This is a genomic window from Mycobacterium asiaticum, assembly GCF_001673315.1.
GTDB lineage: Bacteria > Actinomycetota > Actinomycetes > Mycobacteriales > Mycobacteriaceae > Mycobacterium > Mycobacterium asiaticum_B.
Window position 1 is genome coordinate 17,386 of the sequence record NZ_LZLQ01000026.1, and the last position, 21,811, is coordinate 39,196.

At 63.4% G+C, this 21,811-nt stretch carries 21 protein-coding genes and 1 tRNA gene; 12 read left to right on the forward strand and 10 right to left on the reverse strand.

Annotated features, from left to right (window positions below):
* Position 1: 1 nt before the first annotated feature.
* The 7 genes from A5636_RS04865 to A5636_RS04895 all read right to left on the reverse strand — a co-directional run bounded on the left by A5636_RS04865 (position 2) and on the right by A5636_RS04895 (position 3,622).
* Complete coding sequence (locus A5636_RS04865) at positions 2-664, reverse strand: recombinase family protein (protein WP_065157579.1); 663 nt, start codon at positions 662-664, stop codon at positions 2-4.
* Between the two features lie 106 nt (positions 665-770).
* Positions 771-1,373, reverse strand: coding sequence for a hypothetical protein (locus tag A5636_RS04870; RefSeq protein ID WP_065157580.1), 603 nt, complete (start codon positions 1,371-1,373; stop codon positions 771-773).
* Positions 1,373-1,663, reverse strand: a complete 291-nt coding sequence (locus A5636_RS04875; protein WP_065157581.1) for a hypothetical protein — start codon at positions 1,661-1,663, stop codon at positions 1,373-1,375. The genes A5636_RS04870 and A5636_RS04875 overlap by 1 nt, the downstream gene beginning before the upstream one ends.
* Positions 1,660-1,896 (reverse strand): hypothetical protein, encoded by a 237-nt coding sequence (locus tag A5636_RS04880; RefSeq protein ID WP_155763596.1) that lies wholly within the window; start codon positions 1,894-1,896, stop codon positions 1,660-1,662. Before A5636_RS04880 ends, A5636_RS04875 begins: the two co-directional genes overlap by 4 nt.
* A 271-nt stretch (positions 1,897-2,167) precedes the next feature.
* Positions 2,168-2,425, reverse strand: a complete 258-nt coding sequence (locus tag A5636_RS04885) for a hypothetical protein (RefSeq protein WP_065157582.1) — start codon at positions 2,423-2,425, stop codon at positions 2,168-2,170.
* Between the two features lie 319 nt (positions 2,426-2,744).
* Positions 2,745-3,332 (reverse strand): hypothetical protein, encoded by a 588-nt coding sequence (locus tag A5636_RS04890; RefSeq protein ID WP_065157583.1) that lies wholly within the window; start codon positions 3,330-3,332, stop codon positions 2,745-2,747.
* Positions 3,329-3,622, reverse strand: coding sequence for a hypothetical protein (locus tag A5636_RS04895; RefSeq protein ID WP_155763597.1), 294 nt, complete (start codon positions 3,620-3,622; stop codon positions 3,329-3,331). Before A5636_RS04895 ends, A5636_RS04890 begins: the two co-directional genes overlap by 4 nt.
* 90 nt (positions 3,623-3,712) lie before the next feature.
* Between A5636_RS04895 and A5636_RS04900 the strand changes: the two genes are divergently transcribed.
* Positions 3,713-4,912: a hypothetical protein gene (locus A5636_RS04900; RefSeq protein WP_253900499.1), complete on the forward strand. Its 1,200-nt coding sequence runs from the start codon at positions 3,713-3,715 to the stop codon at positions 4,910-4,912.
* 320 nt (positions 4,913-5,232) lie between these two features.
* On the opposite strand, the gene A5636_RS04905 is transcribed toward A5636_RS04900, so the two are convergent.
* From A5636_RS04905 to A5636_RS04915, 3 genes are all read right to left on the reverse strand, one after another.
* Positions 5,233-6,444: a protein NO VEIN domain-containing protein gene (locus A5636_RS04905; RefSeq protein ID WP_065157586.1), complete on the reverse strand. Its 1,212-nt coding sequence runs from the start codon at positions 6,442-6,444 to the stop codon at positions 5,233-5,235.
* 2 nt (positions 6,445-6,446) lie between these two features.
* On the reverse strand, positions 6,447-7,340 hold the full coding sequence (locus A5636_RS04910; protein ID WP_065157587.1) for a restriction endonuclease: 894 nt from the start codon (positions 7,338-7,340) through the stop codon (positions 6,447-6,449).
* A gap of 147 nt (positions 7,341-7,487) precedes the next feature.
* Positions 7,488-7,561, reverse strand: a tRNA-Leu gene (locus A5636_RS04915).
* Between the two features lie 344 nt (positions 7,562-7,905).
* Here A5636_RS04915 and A5636_RS04920 point away from each other — a divergent pair.
* From A5636_RS04920 to A5636_RS27070, 11 genes are all read left to right on the forward strand, one after another.
* Positions 7,906-8,796 carry a PPE family protein, SVP subgroup gene (locus A5636_RS04920; protein ID WP_065157588.1) on the forward strand — a complete coding sequence of 297 codons (891 nt, stop codon included), beginning with the start codon at positions 7,906-7,908 and terminating at the stop codon, positions 8,794-8,796.
* Positions 8,797-8,863: 67 nt separating this feature from the next.
* Entirely contained in the window at positions 8,864-10,054 is a 1,191-nt protein-coding gene (locus A5636_RS04925) for a PPE family protein (protein WP_065157589.1), read from the forward strand.
* A 519-nt stretch (positions 10,055-10,573) separates the two neighbouring features.
* Positions 10,574-11,347 carry a response regulator transcription factor gene (locus A5636_RS04930; RefSeq protein ID WP_065157590.1) on the forward strand — a complete coding sequence of 258 codons (774 nt, stop codon included), beginning with the start codon at positions 10,574-10,576 and terminating at the stop codon, positions 11,345-11,347.
* An 8-nt stretch (positions 11,348-11,355) separates the two neighbouring features.
* The gene (locus A5636_RS04935) at positions 11,356-12,867 is read left to right on the forward strand and encodes a sensor histidine kinase (RefSeq protein ID WP_065157591.1); all 1,512 of its coding nucleotides are present in this window, start codon (positions 11,356-11,358) and stop codon (positions 12,865-12,867) included.
* Between the two features lie 235 nt (positions 12,868-13,102).
* Entirely contained in the window at positions 13,103-13,192 is a 90-nt protein-coding gene (locus A5636_RS04940; protein ID WP_065157592.1) for a potassium-transporting ATPase subunit F, read from the forward strand.
* A complete protein-coding gene (gene kdpA / locus A5636_RS04945; RefSeq protein ID WP_065157593.1) occupies positions 13,192-14,862 on the forward strand; it encodes a potassium-transporting ATPase subunit KdpA in 1,671 nt (556 codons plus the stop codon). The genes A5636_RS04940 and kdpA overlap by 1 nt, the downstream gene beginning before the upstream one ends.
* Positions 14,863-14,913: 51 nt before the next feature.
* The gene (kdpB, locus tag A5636_RS04950; protein WP_081287609.1) at positions 14,914-16,989 is read left to right on the forward strand and encodes a potassium-transporting ATPase subunit KdpB; all 2,076 of its coding nucleotides are present in this window, start codon (positions 14,914-14,916) and stop codon (positions 16,987-16,989) included.
* Between the two features lie 2 nt (positions 16,990-16,991).
* Positions 16,992-17,885 carry a potassium-transporting ATPase subunit C gene (locus A5636_RS04955; protein WP_065157595.1) on the forward strand — a complete coding sequence of 298 codons (894 nt, stop codon included), beginning with the start codon at positions 16,992-16,994 and terminating at the stop codon, positions 17,883-17,885.
* Between the two features lie 23 nt (positions 17,886-17,908).
* A complete protein-coding gene (locus A5636_RS04960; RefSeq protein WP_065157600.1) occupies positions 17,909-20,449 on the forward strand; it encodes a sensor histidine kinase in 2,541 nt (846 codons plus the stop codon).
* Positions 20,446-21,126, forward strand: a complete 681-nt coding sequence (locus A5636_RS04965; protein ID WP_065157596.1) for a response regulator — start codon at positions 20,446-20,448, stop codon at positions 21,124-21,126. The genes A5636_RS04960 and A5636_RS04965 overlap by 4 nt, the downstream gene beginning before the upstream one ends.
* Positions 21,127-21,390: 264 nt before the next feature.
* A complete protein-coding gene (locus A5636_RS27070) occupies positions 21,391-21,714 on the forward strand; it encodes a hypothetical protein (protein WP_065156726.1) in 324 nt (107 codons plus the stop codon).
* The last annotated feature ends 97 nt before the right edge of the window (positions 21,715-21,811 follow it).

Consider the following 21,811-nt stretch of genomic DNA (forward strand, 5'->3'; position numbering starts at 1 on the left):
CTCACGAGGCCGCCTCCAAATCAATTGAAGCCGTTGCACTTTGATAGATGCGTCGAACAGTGGACACCTGCCATGTAGGCCGGCCAGCGGGACTGAGGATCGCCTCGGCCTCCAAGGCGCGTGCGATGCGGCCGAAGCTCAGACCGGCATTGCGGTCGAGTACGATGCGCCGCACGACGCCAGCGGTCGCGAGCCGTGGTCGACCGATGCGCTCGCCGCGCGCCTTCTTGGCGGCGAGCCCTGCCTTCGTGCGCTCGCTGATGAGTTCGCGCTCGTACTCGGCGAAGTTGACCACCGTCCGCGCCATCATGCGACCTGCTGCGGTCGACAGATCCAGGTTGATGTCGAGCACGACCAGCGACCAGCCCTGCGCTTGCGCTGCGTCAATTATGTTGGCGGCATGGACGATTGACCGCGCCAGGCGGTCGAGCTTCGCCACGATCAGTCCGTCGCCCTGGCCTGAGGCGAGCAGCTGCAACGCCTCCTGAAGGTTGGCGTTGATGCACTTGCCGCTGGCCCCCTCATCGGCGTGGTGCTCGACTGTCCAGCCGCGCCGCGCCGCCTCGGCGTCGATGGCCGACCGCTGCGCTTCCAGCCCGTTGCGGCTGTCGGCCTGCTCGTCGGTTGAGCAGCGCGAGTAGCCGAAGAACAGCTTCGTTTCCATGTCGTCTCTCCTAGCTTGAGGCGCAACCGGTCGGTTCCGCCTTTCGCCTCAAATTCTACGCCAACAGCAAACTCCTATCTGCAGTTGAACTGGTCTTTTACTTCTGTCAGCGACTGCGTTTCCGCGCTTGTCGGCGGGCCTCGGCGGCGTCCTCCAACGTCATCAGCCCGCCGCTCGCAGGCGGCATCTCGCCGCCGGGTACGTCGCCCGTCTCGGCGTCCCGCATCTCGTTCCCGGTCCGCTCGGGGTCGCGCGCGGGGTCGCTCTCGTCGGCGGGCTCGACGACCTCGGCGTCGATTACGTACGCGCCGTTTCGAGCGAGGTGCTCCGCGCGAGATATCGTTGCCACGCCAGCGATGTTGCCCATGAGCTGTTCCCAAGGTCTGAGCTCCACGGACACCTCGGATTTCGCGCCGAGACCCGCGCGGTCCAAGGCGTCGCGAATCGCGTTCAGCTTCACCGCTTCTGACTCAGCACCGGTCGCCATGCCGAGCAGCTCGCGGGCCATACGGTCGGCGGCAAGCTCAAGACGTTCCTTGGCCTTCCGTTTCACGTGACCGGCCGCGCCGCCGTGAAACCGACACACGGTCCCGCCACGGATGGCCGCCTTCAGACACTGATCACCCGTTCTAGAACTGTGTGCGACGCAACGGTTTTCGTTGTCGTGATCCGCCCACCAGCCCTCCGAGTAGACTTCTGCGCTGCCCATTACTTGCTCCTGTTCTTGCCGATTTGATGGTTTTCGCGATGGTTCCGGGTGTGAAATGCGTCGATCAGCAACCAGCCGTCCTGAAGCACAAACCCGATGCCGTCGTCGCCGCGTTTCCGAATCCACTCGTTGATTTGTTCAGCGGACGGCGGTGCCGTGTTGTTTCTTCCGGTGAAACCGGTTGGCGGTGGACCTTTTTGACATTGTGGTAACGGGATGGGCGCCGGGTAGCCTGCTCGCAAATATAGGGGCGCCAAGTCACGATAGGTGATTTGTGGCGGCAGCTTCACCGCGGCGCATCCTCAGGCAGCCGGTAGACGCCTGTTTGGCGTCGCGATTCGACCCAGCGCCGCAGATCGTTGATGCTGAAGTAATTACCGTTGCCGAATCGACTTGGCTCGAGCTCACGCCTCAGGACTGCATATTTGATCGTGCGACGGGTTACGGGGTATCCCCACTCACGCAACTTCTGAAATGCCGCCTCCTGGTTCAGGTTTGCGACATCGTCAGGGTTCGGGTCCACGCTGCTATTCCTTCCCAAATGAAAAATCCTGGCCTACACGCCAAATGTCATTGACGCGCGCCAGGTTTCATGGGTGTTCAGCGCAGTCCCGCAGGTCCACAGCCTGCCGCCAAGCTCTCCCTTGGCAGCTTCTGCGTTGCCTTCGATCAATCAGTTGTCATCCCGACCTCTCGCGAGGCCGGTACCTATAGGTTACCCGAACCGCCGCCGACGCGCCGAGTACGGCGATTCGAAAGCGGCAGGGGCAGAACGGGTCACGCCGCTTCCAGACCTAGCTGGCGGGGCTATATGCCTGGATATCCAGAAGCGTCTTTCGCTCGATTCCAAAAAGCGCCGCTCGTATACGCTGACCGATCTCTGCATCGCTCAAAGAGTCGTCAACAACGATCTGGAACCGAGTCATGCCCAGCGTCATGCGTTGGTTGTCAGAGTAAGCCCACGGTGGATCCAATTCGAACCCGTCGGCGAGCGTCGCCAAACAAATGCTTCCGTCCTTCAAGACGTAGGCGGTCCTAGGTTCAATCATCATTGCAGTTCCTTTCAATATCGTTGTTAACGCCAAAAAACAAAAAGAGCGCACTTCGAAGACATGTCCTCTTGTCTTCGAGGATCCACGCCTTCGACGTACGCTCTTGGGCCAGCCGCGGCTAGCCGTGAAGGGCACTTCGACCTTTGGTTATGAGCCGAACATCTACCCCGCCGTCGTGCGGGTTCGACCCTGGCAGTCTACAGGAGAACTGCGCCCGCCCCCACCTTCACGCCGGGCTGCCGCGACGGACCCGCCCGATCCCTCTCGTCGCGCGCCGCATCACGTCTCCGTCGCGATGAGCGGCCCGGACGGCGGTCTCCTAAAGCGTCGGACGGACCGGCGAGCCGGGGTCGATCCGAGCACCGGTTGGCAGCTGTGCTTGGGCAGCGATTACACCCAGCTTGAAGTTGGTCTCGGCGGTCTGCTTTGACCAGGAATCACAGGCGTTGCAGATGCTGAAAATTACGATGAACTGGCCCTGCTCAAGCGGCAGGTATACAGCACGTCCACGGCACCCACCGGGTGCAAGTCGCACGTCACAGCCGCACCGCCCAACAGCGTCGGGTAGCGGAACGCGGGTCGTTATCATGTACGAAAAGCGTTCCATCGCATCGGCATAGACATAGAGGTCTGGGATGCAGGGGTAGTAAAGGAACGTGTCGCCGTCCGCCGCAGCCGCGATTCGGTCACGAAACCGTTGGCGCATATTGCGCGTGGTTCGGTTCGCGAGTTCCCACATAGCGGGATTCCAATTGGGGTCGAAACGCCATGCGGTGGGGCTTGTCTCGCGGGTTACCAACGCTCTGGTGCGTTCGACTACCTGGATTGCTTGCACATGCGGGTTGTCGGCCTGCGGCGGCAGATCCATACCGTACTTCGTTCTCAGGTCGTATTCGTTGGTGCTCATTGTGTCGCGTTGCCTTTCTGTTGGTTGTAGCGGGCCGCCCCGGCCGTGCGGCTAGGGCGGGTGACGATGAATCGCCACAGATCTTCGGTGCTGTACATTCGCCGTCCGCCGATAATCCGACAGATCAGTTCGTTGCGGTCCGTAACTGACTTCAGCCAGCGTTCGGTGATATCGACCCCGAGTTGTCGATACCACTCGACGGCCTGCGCAAGGTTCTTGTCTGGCACATGCGACAAGCTCAACCATTCCGGTGGCGGCACGACACGCACCACGGATTGTGCTCTAGCCATTACCTTTTAGCCTTTCGCCGATAGCTCGATTCTACCCGCCCTAGGCCGTTATACGCTCGTCCTATTCCGTCTCTTAGTAGTCTAATACCGTTGCAGATAAACGTTATTCGGCCGCGCCGGGCGGATTCGCGGTACGCTCGCCGTAATAGCGTTTTCGATAAGGCAGCGAGAGACGAAATGGCAAATACAAAGGGCTTCAGCACTTCCGGCGATGTGCTCGTGAATGAGACAGCGGATGGCGTTGACCTGAACAAGATCTGGGATGAAATCGGCACCGCTCTGGCGCTCTACAACCAGCACAGATCGGCGGTGGTTCGCCTCCTGAGTTACCCCACAACCGCCGTGGCAGACATCATCCCTCAAAGCATGGCCGGCGAATCTTTCGAATTGGCGACCGAATTCGGCGTGCCGACCTCCTTACGCGAGCCCGCCGATTATCTCCACCTCGGCTACAACTTCCGTGACTACGACAAGAGCTTGCGGGCCACCTGGAGGTGGCTGAGAGCTGCTACCGCCGAGCAGGTCACCGCGCAAGTCACACGCATCTTTGAAGCAGACAACCGGCTCGTAACCGGCACGATCCTGCGCCGGTTGCTCGACCCCGCACAATCTTTCAATGAATGGCAGCACAAGTGCTACGGATTGTGGAGCGCTGACGGTATGGTCCCGCCCGAACACCTCGGACAGACATTCAATGGCAACCACACCCACTACCTCACCAGCGGCTCGACGACCATCGACTCCGCGGACATCGAAGACATGATCCACCACGTCACCGAACACGGCTACGGCAGATTCGGCAGCCAAGGCGGCCGACTCATCATCCTCTCCCACCCCAACCAGGTCGAAGACATGACCTTCTGGCGGGCAGGCGTGGACTATGGCGGAGCATCGACGCCTAAGTGGGATTTTGTGCCGTCTCAGGCCGCTCCGGCGTACTTCTCCACTGAGCATCTCGTCGGCGCGGTTCCGCCCGCCGACTTTAACGGCCTCCAAGTTCTAGGCAGCTACGGCGACGCCTGGCTCATCGAATCCCACTACGTGCCGGCCGGTTACGTCATCGTGGCTGCGACAGGCGGGCTCGATTCAGACATGAATCCAGTCGGCTTCCGGCAGCACGTCAACCCCGCATACCAAGGGCTGCGTCATATTCCGGGTCGCGGACCGTACCCGCTCCAAGACAGCTTCTACGCGCGCGGGTTCGGCGTCGGCGTTCGACATCGAAGCGCCGCCGTCGTTATGCAGATAACCACCAACGGCAGCTACACGCCGCCGACGATCAAGACGTAGGCGAACATGACAACTGCATCATTTCGCCAGCGCCTGGGCTTCTGGAAAGACAGGACACCCGACGACCCGTCCGAGTTTTCCTGGGGACCTGGACTCGTGCCGCCCGGCAAGGACAACGCGCCGCCGAGCCAGGGCGGTAGGTACCGAGCGACGTGCCCACCGGTGGATTTCACTCGTAGCCACGACCTCAGCGTGCAAGTTAGGCAGACTAGACCGACGGCAGGTGACCCGCCGCGCGGCTACCCCGGCGAGCATATCGGCTAGAGACAGTCAGGGTCGGCACGGTCATCGGCGGCGTTACTGTCTTAGGCCGATTTTGCTTAGGAAATGCGATATGTGTACGCAATTGGTTCGAGCCGTGATAAATCGAGCTCCCACGGCATGACTAATTCCAGCTCGCCACAAGTCGCAGATGGCGGATCAGTGCTGCGGTCGAGAACGATGTTCCTTACCAGGGCGAACGCATTGTTGGGGTGTTCCGCAAGATGGAGCTTGACTTCGTTCCGCGTCAGGACGACAGCTTCGCCCGCCGTAGTAGTACCCTTCACTTCGATCTTGACGATCTCGTCACCCTTCATTGCGTGCACATCGTAAGACTGTGTGGCGCCAACGTCTTCGGTTGTGTATCCCAGTGCATTCTCGAAGTGCTCCCGAGTCAGCTGAACTGCGCGCAGCTCAATGGCCTTGATCTCTGCTGCGGTGAAACGCTGACCGCCGAACTTCCGTCTCGGATGGCTTACGGTCTCGACGGCAGCGAACGTCTCAAGGACCTCCGGAGAACTTGGCGAACTCGTACCCGGCTGCGACACAGACAATCCCAGCCGATCCAGTAGGGGCGTCACCGCAAGTTGTGCTCCCCCTGAACGTATCCTCCGCGCGAGAATTTGTATCGCGGCGGTAGCGAACGCATCATCCTCCGCCGACCGCCAGTGCACCTGCTCGGATAGACCCCCGAGAAGGTTCAGTCTCCTGACATCGGAGTCACTAATGGCTCCCGGCCCAGGCTTAGGACACTCCCACACGGGCGAGTTGCCCAGGGCAGCCCAGGGCATCGCGGGGTCAGGCGCGGTCGTCGCAATAGCGAACGGCGCAAGCAGCAGCGCGAGTTCATCGCGAACGTCGTTAAAGGGTTTAAGGCGTTGTTCATGCCTCCGTGCTCGTGCGATTGCCCAGAGGAGTACGACGTATTGGTACGGCGCAGGCTTACCGTGAGTCTGGTCAATCCGCAGCTGCGTGAGGGGAAACAGCAGTTCGCCCCGGTCGATGAAAAATCCGAGATCCTCAAGGATTGTCACGGCACCGCCCGGCCCCGTGCCTCCGAACGGTCGCTCAGTCGTCCAGTAATCATTGGTCGCAAAGCCGTGGGCGACGCCCGCGATCGCCTTGGAGTCGTAGAACTTGCCGTCATAGACAAGCCGAAATTTCGATGACTTGCCAAAGTTGTACCGTTTCAGGAACTCGGCCTGCCCAAGTTTGTCGTACTCGGCGATGGCCGCGAGAACATCGCTTTCTTCAATGTCGCTAGGTGCCACTCTCAGAATGCCTTCGGCTCAAGTGAGGCAAAAAAGTCCGTTTCTATCCTCACGTCCTCCACGACACGCTCCGTCGTCACGACACCGATGGCATTGTCCTTCAACAAGTCGCACAGCCGGTCACCATCTATGAGGTCAACGTGAGGAGCACCATCACGCTTCGCCTCCGCTCGGGCATCGCTAGTGAAGTTGCCTGTGGTTATCAACAGGCCTTTGTCGCCCCTCCCCGCCATCGCGCCTCGGAAGTCTCTGACAGCTCCCGACCCAACACTGCCTTTGTATCGCTTGCATTGAAAAAAGACCGGAAACGTCAGCAAGTTCATCTGGTAGACGCCGAGACCGTCAATGCCGCCGTCGCCCGATCGACCAGTGACTTTCGCGCTCGTAAAGCCGGATTCTCGCAACAGACGCTGGGCAAGCCGTTCGAAAGCGACCGGCGAAAGGGCGAGGAGCGTTCTCAGCAATTCGTCCTTCCACTTCTCCTCAGCTTCAGCCTCGACCTTGTCAAGCTCACTACCGACGTCGGATCCGTCGTCTCCAATCCGCTTCTGACCCCTCTTGCTCGCCTGCTTGCGGTCCGCTGCGAACTCGGCGCGCAACGGCTCGATGCTCTGTCGGCTTGCATTCTGCCCCTCCGGCGTGACCGACCAGACGCCACGCGTGCTGTTGGTCAGGAGGCCCATCCCCTTCAGATAGGTCCGCGCCCACGCCAATCTGTTCTGGACTAGAGCTTGCCGCCCGCCGCTCAATAAGACGCTCTGCTGCTCGGGCGTGAGCTGCTCTCTCTCTATAACAGCGGCGTCCAACTCAGCAATCGAGGCGGAACCACCGAGCGCAATCGCGGCTTGGAGCGTCGGCCATAGCAGGTCGGAATACGCAGGAACGGCGACAGTCATACGACAAGCGTCTCAATACCCTGCCGATGTTAGCTACACCCGGTCGGCTTGTGCCGAGGTTCCGCCACGCGCCGCGACGATGCCGCGACGAGGCGGGCCGCTAGCGGGTCAGTTCACCCCTATAACCCGTTCACCAGCTGTTATCGGTGCCCCCAGTCGGACTCGAACCGACACTGTGCGGATTTTAAGTCCGCTGCCTCTGCCAATTGGGCTATGGGGGCCAGCGGCGTCTGAATCTAGCCTGTGCCCGGCGGGTCGTGGAACGGTGATGCGCCTACGACGCTAGCGTGCGCGGTTGCCGCCGGATGTGTAGGATCGCGCGCCGCGCACAGATGGGGTGCGCTCGCGCCGGGGGTCAGATGACATGGCCGTATCGCGCGCCAAGAGCTTGTTAAAACTGCCCGCTCGACCGTTAAGACGCCGTAAACGTCGGTCATCCTGCGGCTTTCCGCCGCGACTGTGGAGCCATGGCTGGTTAGCGTTACGACAACGCACAGAGGCCGTTAAGCAAACACACAGGGCCGACCCGGGGAGGGGTCGGCACCTTCCAGTGAAGGAGCAATAAATGTCATTTTTGACAGCAGTGCCGCAAGAACTGGCCGCTGCGGCAGCGCAGCTGGGAGCTATCGGCAGCGCGCTGGCGGCAGAGAATGCCGGTGCTGCAGCTCCGACGACCGCCATCGCGCCGGCCGCGGCAGACCAGGTCTCGATCATCCAGTCGGGCATCTTCACCGCCTACGGGGCGCTGTATCAGCAGCTTGCCGCCGAGGCTCAGGCGATCCAAGAGCAGTTTGTGCAGACCCTCGGACTGAGCAGTGGTACTTACGAGGCGTCGGAGTCGGCGAACGCGGCCGCGGCAACCTTGGCCGATGGTGCGTCGGCGGCAGCCACGGCGCCCGGCGCAGCTTCTCCGGTCACCGACTTCCTCACCCAGGTGGAGATACTCCTCGGCGGCCCCCTCTACAGCTCCGGCGGACAGCCTTTCAGCCTGTCGGGCAACATGGCCAACATCGGCAGCTACGAAATCGGCAACTTTGCTTCGGCCTCCTCGAACATGCTCGGTCTGACCAGCGGTGGCTTGATGCCAGAGGGTTACGGCGTTCCCGAAGAACTTGCCACGGCGGCTGAGGCTGCGACCGCAGCCGAAGGCGCGTCGGCGGTCAGCGCGGTCGGCGCCACGGGCGGCGGACCCGTCGCAGCGGCGCTGGGCACGTCGACCCTGATCGGCTCGATGTCCGCGCCGCCGAGCTGGGCCACGGGGGCCACCCTGGTCTCCAGTACCGCTCCTAGTGCGCTATCCGGCACCGGCTGGACCGCTGCGGCGCCGGCCGCGGCGACCGGCGGGTTCTATCCCGGCATGCCCGGGGTGGCGTCGGCCGCACGCAACAGCGCCGGGTTCGGTGCGCCCCGCTACGGCGTCAAGCCCATCGTCATGCCGAAGGCGGCGACCGTCTAGCCCCGTCCAAGCCGCCCAGCCACCGCAAGCCAATCAAGCCAACCCGAAGCCAAAGGAACTAAGAGAAATGTCTTTTGCCGCTTTCCCGCCCGAGATCAACTCCGGACTCATGTACACGGGTGCGGGCGCCGGGCCGTTGATGGCCGCCGCGACTGCGTGGAACAACCTGGCCGCCGAACTGAGCACCACCGCGGCCCAGTACGAGTCGATCATCACCTCGCTGACCACCGAACAATGGACCGGTGCGGGTTCGGCCGCCGCGGCAGCCGCTGCCCAGCCTTACGTCGCGTGGCTGAGCAGCACCGCGGCAGCGGCCGAGCAAGCCGGCATCCAAGCTTCGGCCTCGGCCGCGGCATACGAGGCGGCATTCACGGCAACCGTTCCGCCGCCGGTGATCGCCGCGAATCGCGCGTTGCTCGCAGCGCTGGTAGCGACCAATTTCCTGGGTATCAACACTCCCGCGATCATGGCGACCGAGGCCCAGTACGCCGAGATGTGGGTTCAAGACGTCATCGCAATGACCACTTATCAGGCCGCGGCAACAACCGCCGCTGTTCTTGATCCACTGACGCCGGCCACACAGACCACGAACCCGGGTGGCGCGGGCGCCCAAGCTGCCGCTGTATCCGCTGCTCAGGCGGTTGGACCCGCAGCGTCTTTGGGTGACATCGTCACCGGTCTGCAATCGGAGCTGGGCAATCTGAGCCTGGGCACCTCGTCCATCGGTACCGGCTTGTTCAACGCCTTGCCGGTTCCGGTGCAAGAATTACTGACCGCTGTCGATGGGTTCCTCGGCACGCCGCTGATCTTCAACGGCATCCAGCAGGTCGGTGTCACGGCATCCTGGTTCATGTTCGCCGCCATCCCCAATGGCATCTTCGCCGCGCACACCATCGATGCCAACATCGCCGCGGCCGCGGAGGCCGCTGCCGCCGGTCCGGCTGCGGCCGCGGCGGGTGCCGCCGCAGGCCTTGCCGGCGAGGTCGAATCGGTGGGTGCGGCTGCCGCTCTGGGCGAGGCGGGCCTGGTCGGCAGCCTGTCGGTGCCGTCCAGCTGGGCCAGCGCCGCCCCGGCGGCGGAAGCGGCGGCTGGAACGGCGTTGGCGGGCAGCGGCTGGACCGTTCCCGGCGAAGGTGCGGCGCCGGGCGTCATGGCCGGCATGCCGGGTATGGCTTCCGCCGCGAAGGGGGCCGGCGCCTACGCCGGGCCTCGGTACGGGTTCAAGCCGACCGTCATGCCCAAGCAGGTCGTCGTCTAACAAGGACACGTACCGCCTAAACCGGTTGGATTTCAGCTGGGTCTCACACCGCTGCGACACGGGGCATTGTTGTTTGCCAGCTGTCGCTCGATGAACGGGATCTGACCGCCCCAACCGTGCGGTCACGGCGGCGGTCGGGCACCCCGGGCAAATGCGGTATCGCCGGCGATGGAGTGGGTGCGATGAATATACGGCTCCGTTAATTACGTTGTGGCGCGACGGTAATGGTGTCGCGGAGCCCTCGTTCGGCGATTCTGCTCGGCTAGCGGGCCAGCAAACCCGGCCCGAATTCGCCCGTCGGTTCGATCGTTTCGCTCGGCACGGTTCAACACGACGAAAATCGTTGCTCGTCAACCGTGTCCGCCGCCGCGAGACATGTCGCGTATTACCGCGCTCTGCCACCGCGCCATATCCAGCGCATGCCTCAAGCGATCCGGCAGCGAAACGCAGGTGCGAGTAGATTTGAGAAGTCTATGAACACAGTGACAACCATATGTGTGGTTGAAAGAATCCTCGAATATGACGGCAATGCAGGGATACGCGCGCAGCCAACGTCCGCGTCAGGCAATTCTGGGGCAACTCCCCCGGATCAACCGGGCCGATGGTTCCCCGATCCGAGTGTTGCTGGTCGACGACGAGCCCGCCCTGACCAATCTGGTCAAGATGGCGCTGCACTACGAGGGCTGGGATGTCGAGACCGCCCACAACGGGCGCGAGGCCATAGCCAAGTTCGAGCAGATCAACCCCGACGTGCTCGTCCTGGACATCATGCTGCCCGACGTCGACGGACTACAGATTCTGCAGCGAGTCCGGGAATCCGAGACCTACACACCCACCCTGTTCCTCACCGCCCGCGATTCGGTGATGGACCGGGTTACCGGCCTGACCGCCGGCGCCGACGACTACATGACCAAACCGTTCAGTCTCGAGGAACTGGTCGCCCGGCTGCGCGGGTTGCTGCGCCGGTCCAGCCATCTCGCTCCGCCCGCGGACGAATCCCTCAAGGTCGGCGACCTCAAGCTCGACGCCGCCAGTCGCGAGGTCAGCCGTGGTGGCACTCCGATATCGCTGTCATCGACCGAGTTCGAGCTGTTGCGGTTCTTGATGCGCAATCCGCGCCGGGCGCTGAGCCGCACCGAGATCCTCGACCGGGTGTGGAACTACGATTTCGCCGGCCGAACCAGCATCGTCGATCTCTACATTTCCTATCTCAGGAAGAAGATCGACGCCGACCGAGAGCCGATGATCCATACTGTCCGCGGGATTGGATACATGCTCCGACCACCGGAATGAGTTCTTGAATGTCGGGGGATCGCAACATTCCCCGCTGGTTCCCCCGTTCGCTCCGTAAGCAACTGATGTTGGGCGTATTGACGGTGGTGACGCTCGTCCTGGTGGCGGTGGGCGCCGTCTCTGTGCTGAGCCTGCGCGGCTATGTCACGGCGATGAACGACGCCGAAGTCACCGAATCCATGCACGCGTTCAGTCACTCCTACGCCAGGTACCGCAACGGGGAGCACACCTCGGTGCACACCGGGATTCCGCCGATCTCCCAGGCACTGCTGGAGTTCACCGGACAAACTCCGGGCAATCTCATCGCGGTCCTCCGTGACGGCAAAGTGGTGGCCTCGGCCGTCTTCTCCGAAGACGAACCTCGCGCCGCGCCTCCGGACGTCGTGCGCACCATCGAGGCGCAGGCATGGTCCGACGGTGGGTCCCGTATCGAAAACCTGGGCACCCTCGGCCCCCATCAGGTGGAAAGCCGGACCGTCGGATCCGACCGCCTCGTCGTCGGAGTTTCGCTCAGCATCGCCGACCACATCATCTCCCGCAAACAACTCACCACCGTCGTGCTGGTGGCTACCGCCCTGGTGATCACGGCCGTCCTGACGGCATGGGTGGTGGGTTATGCGCTGCGTCCGTTGAGCCGGGTTGCCGCGACCGCGGCGGAGGTCGCGGCGATGCCGCTGGCGGGCGACGACCATCAGATCAGTGTCCGTGTCCGGCCCGAGGACACCGACCCCGATAACGAGGTCGGGATCGTCGGACACACATTGAACCGCCTGCTCGATAACGTCGACAGCGCGTTGGCGCACCGGGTCGAATCCGACTTGAGGATGCGCCAATTCATCACCGATGCCAGCCACGAGTTGCGCACGCCGCTGGCGGCCATCCAGGGTTATGCCGAACTGACCCGCCAGGACAGCTCGGACCTGCCGCCGACCACCGAATATGCCCTTGCGCGCATCGAGTCGGAGGGCCGTCGGATGGCTTCGTTGGTCGACGAACTCCTGTTGCTTTCCCGTTTGGGTGAAGGCGAGGATCTGCAGACTGAGGACCTCGAGCTCACCGATCTGGTGGCCAACGCGGTGAACGACGCCGCGGTGGCCGCGCCGACGCACCGTTGGGTCAAGGAACTGCCGGACGAGCCGGTGTGGGTAAACGGTGACCACGCCCGGCTGCACCAACTGCTCAGCAATCTGCTCACCAACGCCTGTGTGCACACTCCGCCGGGCGTCACCGTGACCACGGGCATCACCTGCCATCGCGACGGCGCGCAGGCACCGTATGTGGAGTTGACGGTCGCCGACGACGGACCCGACATCGAACCCGACGTGCTGCCCCACCTTTTCGAGCGGTTCGTACGCGCCGACAAAGCGCGCTCCAATGGATCCGGACACGGCCTGGGCCTGGCCATCGTCAGCTCGATCGTCAAAGCTCACAACGGTTCGGTCGCTGCCGAATCAGCCAACGGCCTCACGGTCTTTCGTGTGCATCTGCCGATGATCGAGGCACCTGTCGAGGCCGGCTGACTGCCCACTGACGAGCGCACTCGTCGGGGCGTAAAAGTCACGGCGGAGGCTGTAAAGAAACCGTCAAGGCAGCGGCCACTCCACTCCGGTCACGCCTAGCCTTCGATCTGGCCCTCATCCGGGGGCCCGCGACGGCTTTGGGAGTGGGAGCATCTGCAATGGTTTCCGTGCTGGCCTACCTGATGCTGACGGTGGTGGTATTCGCCGCACTCAGCGCGCTGCTGAAGCTGAAAATATGAGCGCCGCCAACGGCATTGGTCTGGTACTGGCCATCCTCGTCGCGCTATTGCTGATCGCGGCGCTGCTGAACCCGGAGAAGTTCTGATGGGTGAAACCGCTGCGGCCATGATCTTTCTCGCCGTGTTGGTTGCCGCCCTGGCCGCTGCGCATATTCCACTGGGCGACTACATGTACCGGGTCTACACAGCCGAAAAGGACTCGCGCGCTGAGCGCTTGGTCTATCGGCTGGTCGGTGCCGATCCGAAGGCGGAACAGACCTGGGCCGCGTACGCCCGAAGTGTGCTGACCTTTTCGGCGGTAAGCATCGTCTTTCTGTTCGGTTTACAACTTGTACAGGGCAAACTGCCACTGCGCCTGCGTGATCCGGCCACACCGATGACACCGTCGCTGGCCTGGAACACCGCAGTCAGCTTCGTCACCAACACGAACTGGCAGGCCTATGCCGGCGAAACCACACAGGGACATCTGGTCCAAATGAGCGGACTGGCGGTGCAGAACTTTCTCTCGGCCGCGGTCGGGATGTCCGTCGCCGTCACCCTGGTGCGTGGGTTCGCGCGTCAGCGCACCAGCGAACTCGGCAACTTCTGGGTCGACCTGACCCGCGGCACGCTGCGCGTCCTGCTACCGATCTCGCTGCTGGGCGCGATCGTGCTGCTCACCGGCGGCGTCGTACAGAACTTCCACCTCAACGACCAGATTGTGCACCCGCTGGTCGGAACACCGCAGACCATTCCCGGCGGTCCGGTGGCCAGCCAGGAGGCCATCAAACTGTTGGGCACCAACGGCGGTGGGTTCTACAACGCCAACTCGGCGCATCCGTTCGAGAACCCGACGGCCTGGACCAACTGGGTGCAGATCTTTTTGATACTGGTCATCGGCTTCTCGCTGCCCCGCACCTTCGGCCGCATGGTGGGCAGCAAGAAGCAGGGTTACGCGATCACCGCCGTCGTCAGCGTCATCGCCGCGGTCAGCGTCACTGCGATGATGCTGTTTCAATTGCAGCATCACGGCACCGTCCCTACCGCCGTAGGCGCCGCCGCGGAGGGAGTCGAACAGCGGCTGGGCGTAGCCGATTCCGCGATTTTCGCCGACGCCACCACGTTGACGTCCACCGGCGCCGTCGACTCGGCACACGATTCCTACACCAGCCTGGGCGGCATGATGACGATGTTCAACATGCAACTGGGCGAGGTGGCTCCCGGGGGCGTGGGCTCCGGGTTGTACGGAATCCTGATCCTGGCCGTCATCACGGTGTTCGTTGCCGGCTTGATGGTGGGCCGGACACCGGAATACCTCGGCAAAAAGATCACTCCCCGCGAAATGAAGTTCGCCGCAAGCTATTTCCTGATCACCCCGCTCCTCGTACTGGTCGGCACGGCCACCGCCATGGCGCTGCCCGGTGAGCGGGCCGGCATGGCCAACACCGGGCCGCACGGACTTTCCGAGGTGCTGTACGCATTCAGCTCGGCGGCCAACAACAACGGGTCGGCATTTGCCGGCTTGACGGCCGACACCGTCTGGTTCAACACCGCATTGGGCTTGGCAATGCTGCTGGGCCGCTTCGTGCCGATCATCCTGGTGCTCGCGCTGGCCGGTTCGCTGGCCCGCCAGGGCGTAACCCCGGCGTCCAGCGGCACGCTGCCCACCCACCGGCCACAATTCGTCGGCCTGGTGGTCGGTGTGACGATCATCCTGGTTGCGCTGACGTTCCTGCCCGCGCTGGCCCTGGGGCCTCTTGCTGAAGGGATCCACTGAATCGTGACTGCCACAGTAGATTCCGCCCCAGCCGTCGACCGCGCAACACCGATGCGACGGTCCGGTGGGCTGCTTGATCCGGTACTGCTGGTGCAGTCCCTGCCCGATGCGCTGCGCAAACTCGATCCGCGCACCCTCTGGCGCAACCCGGTCATGTTCATCGTCGAGATCGGCGCCACCTGGTCGACCGTGCTGGCCTTCCGGGAAGAAACCTGGTTCAGCTGGCTCACTGTGTTCTGGCTCTGGCTCACAGTCGTTTTCGCCAATCTCGCCGAAGCCGTCGCCGAGGGCCGCGGCAAGGCACAAGCTGAGACCCTGCGTAAGACCAAGGCCGACACCGTTGCACACCGGCTGGGCTCCTCGGGCTTGACCGAAGACATCGCGGCGCCGCTGTTGCAGCAGGGCGACCTCGTGGTGGTTGCCGCCGGCGAGGTGATCCCTGGCGACGGCGACGTGGTGGAAGGCATTGCCTCGGTTGATGAATCGGCGATCACCGGCGAATCGGCGCCGGTGATCCGGGAATCCGGCGGTGACCGGTCGTCGGTGACAGGAGGGACGACGGTGCTCTCGGACCGCATCGTCGTCAAGATCACCCAACAGCCCGGCCAGAGTTTCGTGGACCGGATGATCGCACTGGTCGAGGGCGCCAATCGACAGAAGACGCCCAACGAAATCGCGCTGAACATCCTGCTCGCCGCACTGACGCTGATCTTCGTCTTCGCCGTGGCCACCCTGCAACCGCTGGCCATCTACTCCAAAGCCGCCAACCCCGGGGTTGCGGACACCAACGCGCTGACTGGCGACGGAATCAGCGGCATCGTGTTGGTGGCGCTGCTGGTGTGCTTGATTCCCACCACAATCGGGGCGTTGCTGTCGGCGATCGGCATCGCGGGGATGGACCGGCTGGTGCAGCGCAACGTGCTGGCAATGTCGGGCCGCGCGGTGGAAGCCGCGGGTGACGTGAACACCCTGCTGCTGGACAAGACCGGAACAATCACGTTGGGCAATCGCGAAGCGTCGCAATTCCTTCCGGTGGGTGGAGTCAGTGCCGAGGAACTGGCCGACAGTGCCCAGCTGTCCAGCCTGGCCGACGAGACCCCGGAGGGCCGCTCCATCGTTGTCTACGCCAAACAGGCCTACGGGTTGCGGGCCCGCACTCCCGGCGAGCTCGCCACCGCCTCCTGGGTGGAATTCACTGCGGTGACGAGGATGTCAGGGGTCGACGTGGATGGACGCCAGCTGCGTAAGGGTGCCGCGAGCTCGGTCGCCGACTGGGTCCAAGGCAGGGGTGGCTCCGTCCCCGCCGAACTCGGTCACATGGTGGATGGCATCTCCGCGGTCGGCGGGACCCCGCTGGTCGTGGCTGAGGCGGTGGGTGGAACCGCGCGGGTGCTCGGCGTCATCCACCTCAAAGACGTGGTGAAACAGGGTATGCGCGCCCGGTTCGACGCGATGCGCCAGATGGGCATTCGCACGGTGATGATGACCGGTGATAATCCGTTGACTGCCAAGGCCATTGCGGATGAAGCCGGTGTGGACGACTTCCTCGCCGAAGCCACGCCGGAGGACAAGCTGATGCTGATCGAACGGGAACAGGAAGGCGGCCGTCTGGTCGCGATGACCGGCGACGGCACCAACGACGCCCCGGCACTGGCGCAGGCGGACGTGGGCGTGGCGATGAACACCGGCACCGCTGCCGCCAAGGAGGCCGGCAACATGGTCGACTTGGACTCCGACCCGACCAAGCTGATCGAGATCGTGGAGATCGGCAAGCAATTGCTGATCACCCGGGGCGCGCTGACCACATTTTCCATCGCGAACGACATCGCCAAGTATTTCGCGATCATTCCGGCGATGTTCGTCGTGCTGTTCCCCGGTCTGGACCTGCTGAACGTGATGCGTCTGCACAGCCCGCAATCGGCCATCCTTTCGGCGGTGGTGTTCAACGCCGTCGTGATCGTCGCGTTGATCCCGCTGGCGCTGCGCGGGGTGCGGTATACGCCGAGTCGTGCATCGAAACTGTTGAGCCGCAACCTGTATCTGTATGGCCTGGGCGGGCTCGCTGCACCGTTCGTCGGCATCAAATTGATCGATCTGGGCGTTCAGCTACTTCCGGGAGTGTCCTAGCCATGCTGCGTCGATATTGGGCCGCACTGCGCGCGCTGCTGGTGTTCACCGTCGTGCTCGGCATGGGGTATCCGCTGTTGGTGTGGTTGGTCGGCTGGATTCCGGGCCTGCACGGCAATGCGCAGGGGTCTCTCGTCCAGGCCAGAGGCCAAGTGGTGGGTAGCCGCCTGCTCGGGCAGTCGTACCTCGATGCCGCCGGTAACCCACTCCCCCAGTACTTTCAGGGACGTCCCTCGACCGGAAGCTATGACCCGATGGCCAGCGGCGGTGGCAACTTGGGACCGGAGAGCGTCGTCGACACCCCGGCCGGCATCGGCCCTACCGACCCGGGTTTCAAATCCAGTTTCAGACCCAGCCTGCTCACCCTGGTTTGTTCACGCAGCGCGGCCGTGGCGAAACTGGAGGGTGTTGACGGGTCCCGTCCGTTCTGTACCGGAGGCGGTGTCGGTGCGGTGTTGTCGGTGATCGGCCCCCGCGACGCGCGTGGGTACGTGACCCAACCGGTCAGAGTGGTCAGCGTCAACGAGCCATGCACTTCGACTCGGCGACCGTTTCTGGATCTGTATGAGGGCGTCCGGGTGCAGTGCGCGGCAGTGGGCGAGGACTACTCAGATGGTCAGATCGTGCCAATCCGGGGCGTCGCGTCCGCGCATCCCCGCGTTCCGGCCGACGCCGTCACCGCCAGCGGCAGCGGACTGGATCCCGACATCTCGCCGGCCTACGCCGATCTGCAGATCCCGAGGGTGGCCCGGTCACGGCATGTCGGCGCGGACCAGATTCGCGAGGTTGTGATGGCGCACCAAACGGGGCGTACCTTCGGTGTGTTCGGCGAGCCCACAGTGAATGTGCTGCAGACCAATCTCGAACTGGACCGCAGGTATCCCGTCGCGAATTAACCTGGTAGGTGGATGATATTCAGGTGACCGAGCCCAGCTGCGCAGATCGCCGCAAACGTGGTGAGTTGCGCATCTACCTCGGTGCGGCACCAGGCGTCGGCAAAACGTACGCGATGCTCGGCGAGGCGCACCGGCGTCTGGTACGCGGCACCGACCTGGTGGCGGCCGTGGTGGAGACTCACGGGCGCGCGAAAACCGCTGAGCTGCTTGACGGCATCGAAGCGGTTCCCCCGCGCTATGTGGACTACCGCGGCGGCAGCTTCGCCGAACTGGACGTGCCCGCCGTGCTTGCGCGCCACCCGCAGGTGGTTCTGGTCGACGAATTGGCCCACACCAACACCCCGGGCTGCAAAAATCCCAAGCGCTGGCAAGACGTCGAAGAGCTGCTCGACGCCGGCATCGATGTGATCTCCACCGTCAACGTCCAGCACCTGGAAAGCCTCAATGACGTGGTCGCCCAGATAACCGGCATCGAACAACAGGAGACAGTTCCCGATTCCGTTGTGCGGCAGGCCGCACAGGTAGAGTTGATCGACATCACGCCGGAAGCGTTGCGCCGCCGGCTTTCCCACGGGAACGTATATTCTCCGGACCGCATCGATGCGGCGCTGTCGAATTATTTCCGGCGCGGAAACCTGACCGCGTTGCGGGAATTGGCGTTGCTGTGGCTGGCTGACCAGGTCGACATGGCGCTGGCCAAGTATCGCGCCGCGAACAAGATCACGGACACCTGGGAGGCCCGCGAACGCGTCGTCGTCGCGGTGACCGGTGGACCGGAGTCGGAGACGTTGGTGCGACGGGCATCCCGGATCGCCTCCAAAGCGAGCGCCGAACTCATGGTGGTGCACATAGTCCGCGGCGATGGGCTGGCCGGTCTGTCCGAGGCCCGACTGGCAAAGCTGCGTGAGCTGGCAAACAGTCTCGACGCCTCGCTGCACACCGTACTCGGTGACGATGTGCCGCTAGCACTGCTGGATTTCGCTAGGGAGATCAACGCAACCCAGCTGGTGATCGGCACCTCCCGTCGGTCACGGTGGGCGCGCATGTTCGACGAGGGCATCGGCTCGGCGATCGTGGAGCGCTCCGGCAAAATCGACGTACACATGGTCACCCATGAGGAAGCCAATCGACGTTATCGACGTTCGGTTGTGCCACCACGGGAACGGCGGGTGCTGTCGTGGCTGGCGGCGTTCATCGTGCCATCACTGATCTGCGCGGTGACCGTGGGCGTGCTGGACCCGTACCTGGACAACGGCGGTGAAAGTGCCCTGTTCTTTGTCGGGGTCCTGTCGGTGGGGTTGTTGGGAGGTGTTGCGCCGGCGGTACTTTCAGCGGCGCTGTCGGGGTTGCTGTTGAACTACTTTCTGACCAGCCCTCGGCATAGCTTCACCATCGCCGAGCCCGACAACGCGGTGACCGAGTTGGTTCTGCTACTTATCGCGGTGGCGGTCGCGGTTCTTGTTGACGCTGCGACCAAACGCGCGCGGGAAGCCCGGCGCGCGTCCCAGGAAGCAGAACTGTTGACGTTGTTCGCGGGGTCGGTGTTGCGCGGGGCCGACCTGGAGACGCTGCTGGAGCGGGTGCGCGAGACATACTCCCAGCGCGCGGTCACCATGCTCCGGGAGGGCAGCTCCGGTGTTCGTGTGGTGGCTTCGGTGGGTAAGCAGCCCTGTACGACAGTGGATTCCGCCGATACGGCCATCGAGGTCGGTGACGACGAATTCTGGATGTTGATGGCAGGACGGAAGTTGTCGGCGCGCGACCGTCGAGTGCTCGGTGCGGTGGCCAACCAAGCGGCCGGTTTGATCCGCCAGCGCGAACTTGCGAAGGAAGCCGGCCGAACCGAGGCGATCGTGCGGGCTGATGAGTTGCGCCGGTCGCTGCTTTCTGCGGTCAGCCACGACTTGCGGACTCCGCTAGCGGCGGCGAAAGTCTCGGTCTCTAGCCTGCGTGCCGGGGATGTGGCGTTCTCCCCCTCCGATACCGCAGAGCTGTTGGCGACCACCGAGGAGTCCATCGATCAGCTCACCGCGCTGGTAGGAAATCTGCTTGATTCGTCTCGGCTGGCCGCAGGCGTAGTGCGACCGGAGCTTCATCGGGTGTATCTCGAAGAGGTGGCGCAACGCGCGCTGGTAAGCATTGGCAAGGGAACGACGGGGTTCTACCGATCCGCGATCGACCGCGTCAAGGTCGACGTCGCGGACGAGGTGGTGGTGGCCGATGCCGGGCTGCTGGAGCGGGTGCTGGCCAACCTCATTGACAACGCGCTGCGCTACGCGCCCGACTGTCCGGTGCGGGTCAATGCGGGTCGGGTAGGTGATCGAGTGTTGATCAATGTGATCGACGAGGGTCCCGGGATCCCGCCCGGCGCCGAGGAACAGGTATTCGGGGCGTTTCAGCGACTTGGGGATCACGACAACACCACCGGTGTGGGCCTTGGGATGTCGGTGGCGAGGGGATTCGTCGAGGCAATGGGTGGTGTGATCGCGGCCAGTGATACCCCGGGCGGCGGGCTCACTGTCGTGGTGGATCTTGCCGCCCCAGCGCGGGATGCCGAACAATGACCCGGGTTCTGGTGATCGACGACGAGCCGCACATTCTGCGTGCGTTGCGAATCAACCTGATTGCGCGCGGCTATGAGGTGATCACCGCGTCGACGGGCGCGGGGGCATTGCGGGCTGCGGCCGAGCACCCGCCGGATGTGGTGATCCTCGATCTTGGGTTGCCCGACATCTCCGGGATCGACGTGCTGGCCGGACTGCGCGGTTGGCTCACCGCACCCGTGATTGTGCTGTCGGCGCGCACCGATTCGTCCGACAAGGTTGAGGCGCTGGATGCCGGCGCCGACGACTACGTGACGAAACCCTTTGGGATGGACGAGTTCCTCGCCCGGCTACGGGCCGCGGTGCGCCGTAACGCCGCGGCATCGGAGTTGGATCAACCAGTCGTCGAAACCTCCTCATTTACTGTCGATTTGGCCGCAAAGAAGGTCACCAGAGGTGGTGCGGAGGTGCATCTGACACCGACCGAATGGGGCATGCTGGAGATGCTGGTTCGCAACCGGGGCAAGCTGGTGGGTCGCGAGGAGCTTCTTCGAGAGGTGTGGGGGCCCGCTTATGCGACCGAAACACATTACCTGCGAGTCTATTTGGCCCAGCTGCGGCGCAAACTCGAGGACGACCCGTCGCATCCCAAACATTTGCTGACCGAGTCCGGGATGGGTTACCGCTTCGAGGTATAACCCCGGGAGCGGGGGTGCCGGTCGGGGTCGGGAGGCGCCAGCCGGTTGAGTTGAGCCGGGTGGCGCCAGGTGACGGTGGGCCAGGGCGCGGGATTGCTACGGGGTGCACGTTGCCCCTTTGTCCCTCTGCCCCTCTGCCCCTTACCGCGCTACCGAAGCATGTTCCTCTTTGCCCGGCTTGTAGCGACAACCTTCAATCGAGCGACAAACAGCATGAATGCGCGCTGACTGGCGACGGATCGATGCCCATGGCACGGTTCAACGATGAAACTTTGCCTACGAGGAACGGAGCTGCGCTACGTGCTCACCTGGCAGCTGGCGCTGCATGGGCCCGCGACTATCCGTGAGTTGATCGATGCCCTTGAGTACCACGGGTTTTGCGTCAACGGCCGAGCGTCAAAGGCGATCTCGGACGCGTTGCGTTGGGAGATCGGACGGGGCCGGGTGCGCCGGCTCCGGCGGGGTCGATACGGACCGCTGGAATTTCCACGCGGCACCGAACACCGAATCCATCAGCGTGTGCTGACTTTGCGGGCCGAAGCAAGGCGTCTGCGGAGGTCTGAGGATCGCGGTGAGTGGTTTGGCTGATTGTCGCTACGGTCGGGCAAAGTGAGATGTCCGGACATAGGGGTTGTCCCGCATCCAGCATTGTCGCTCGATTGAAGGTTGTCGCTACAAGCCGGGC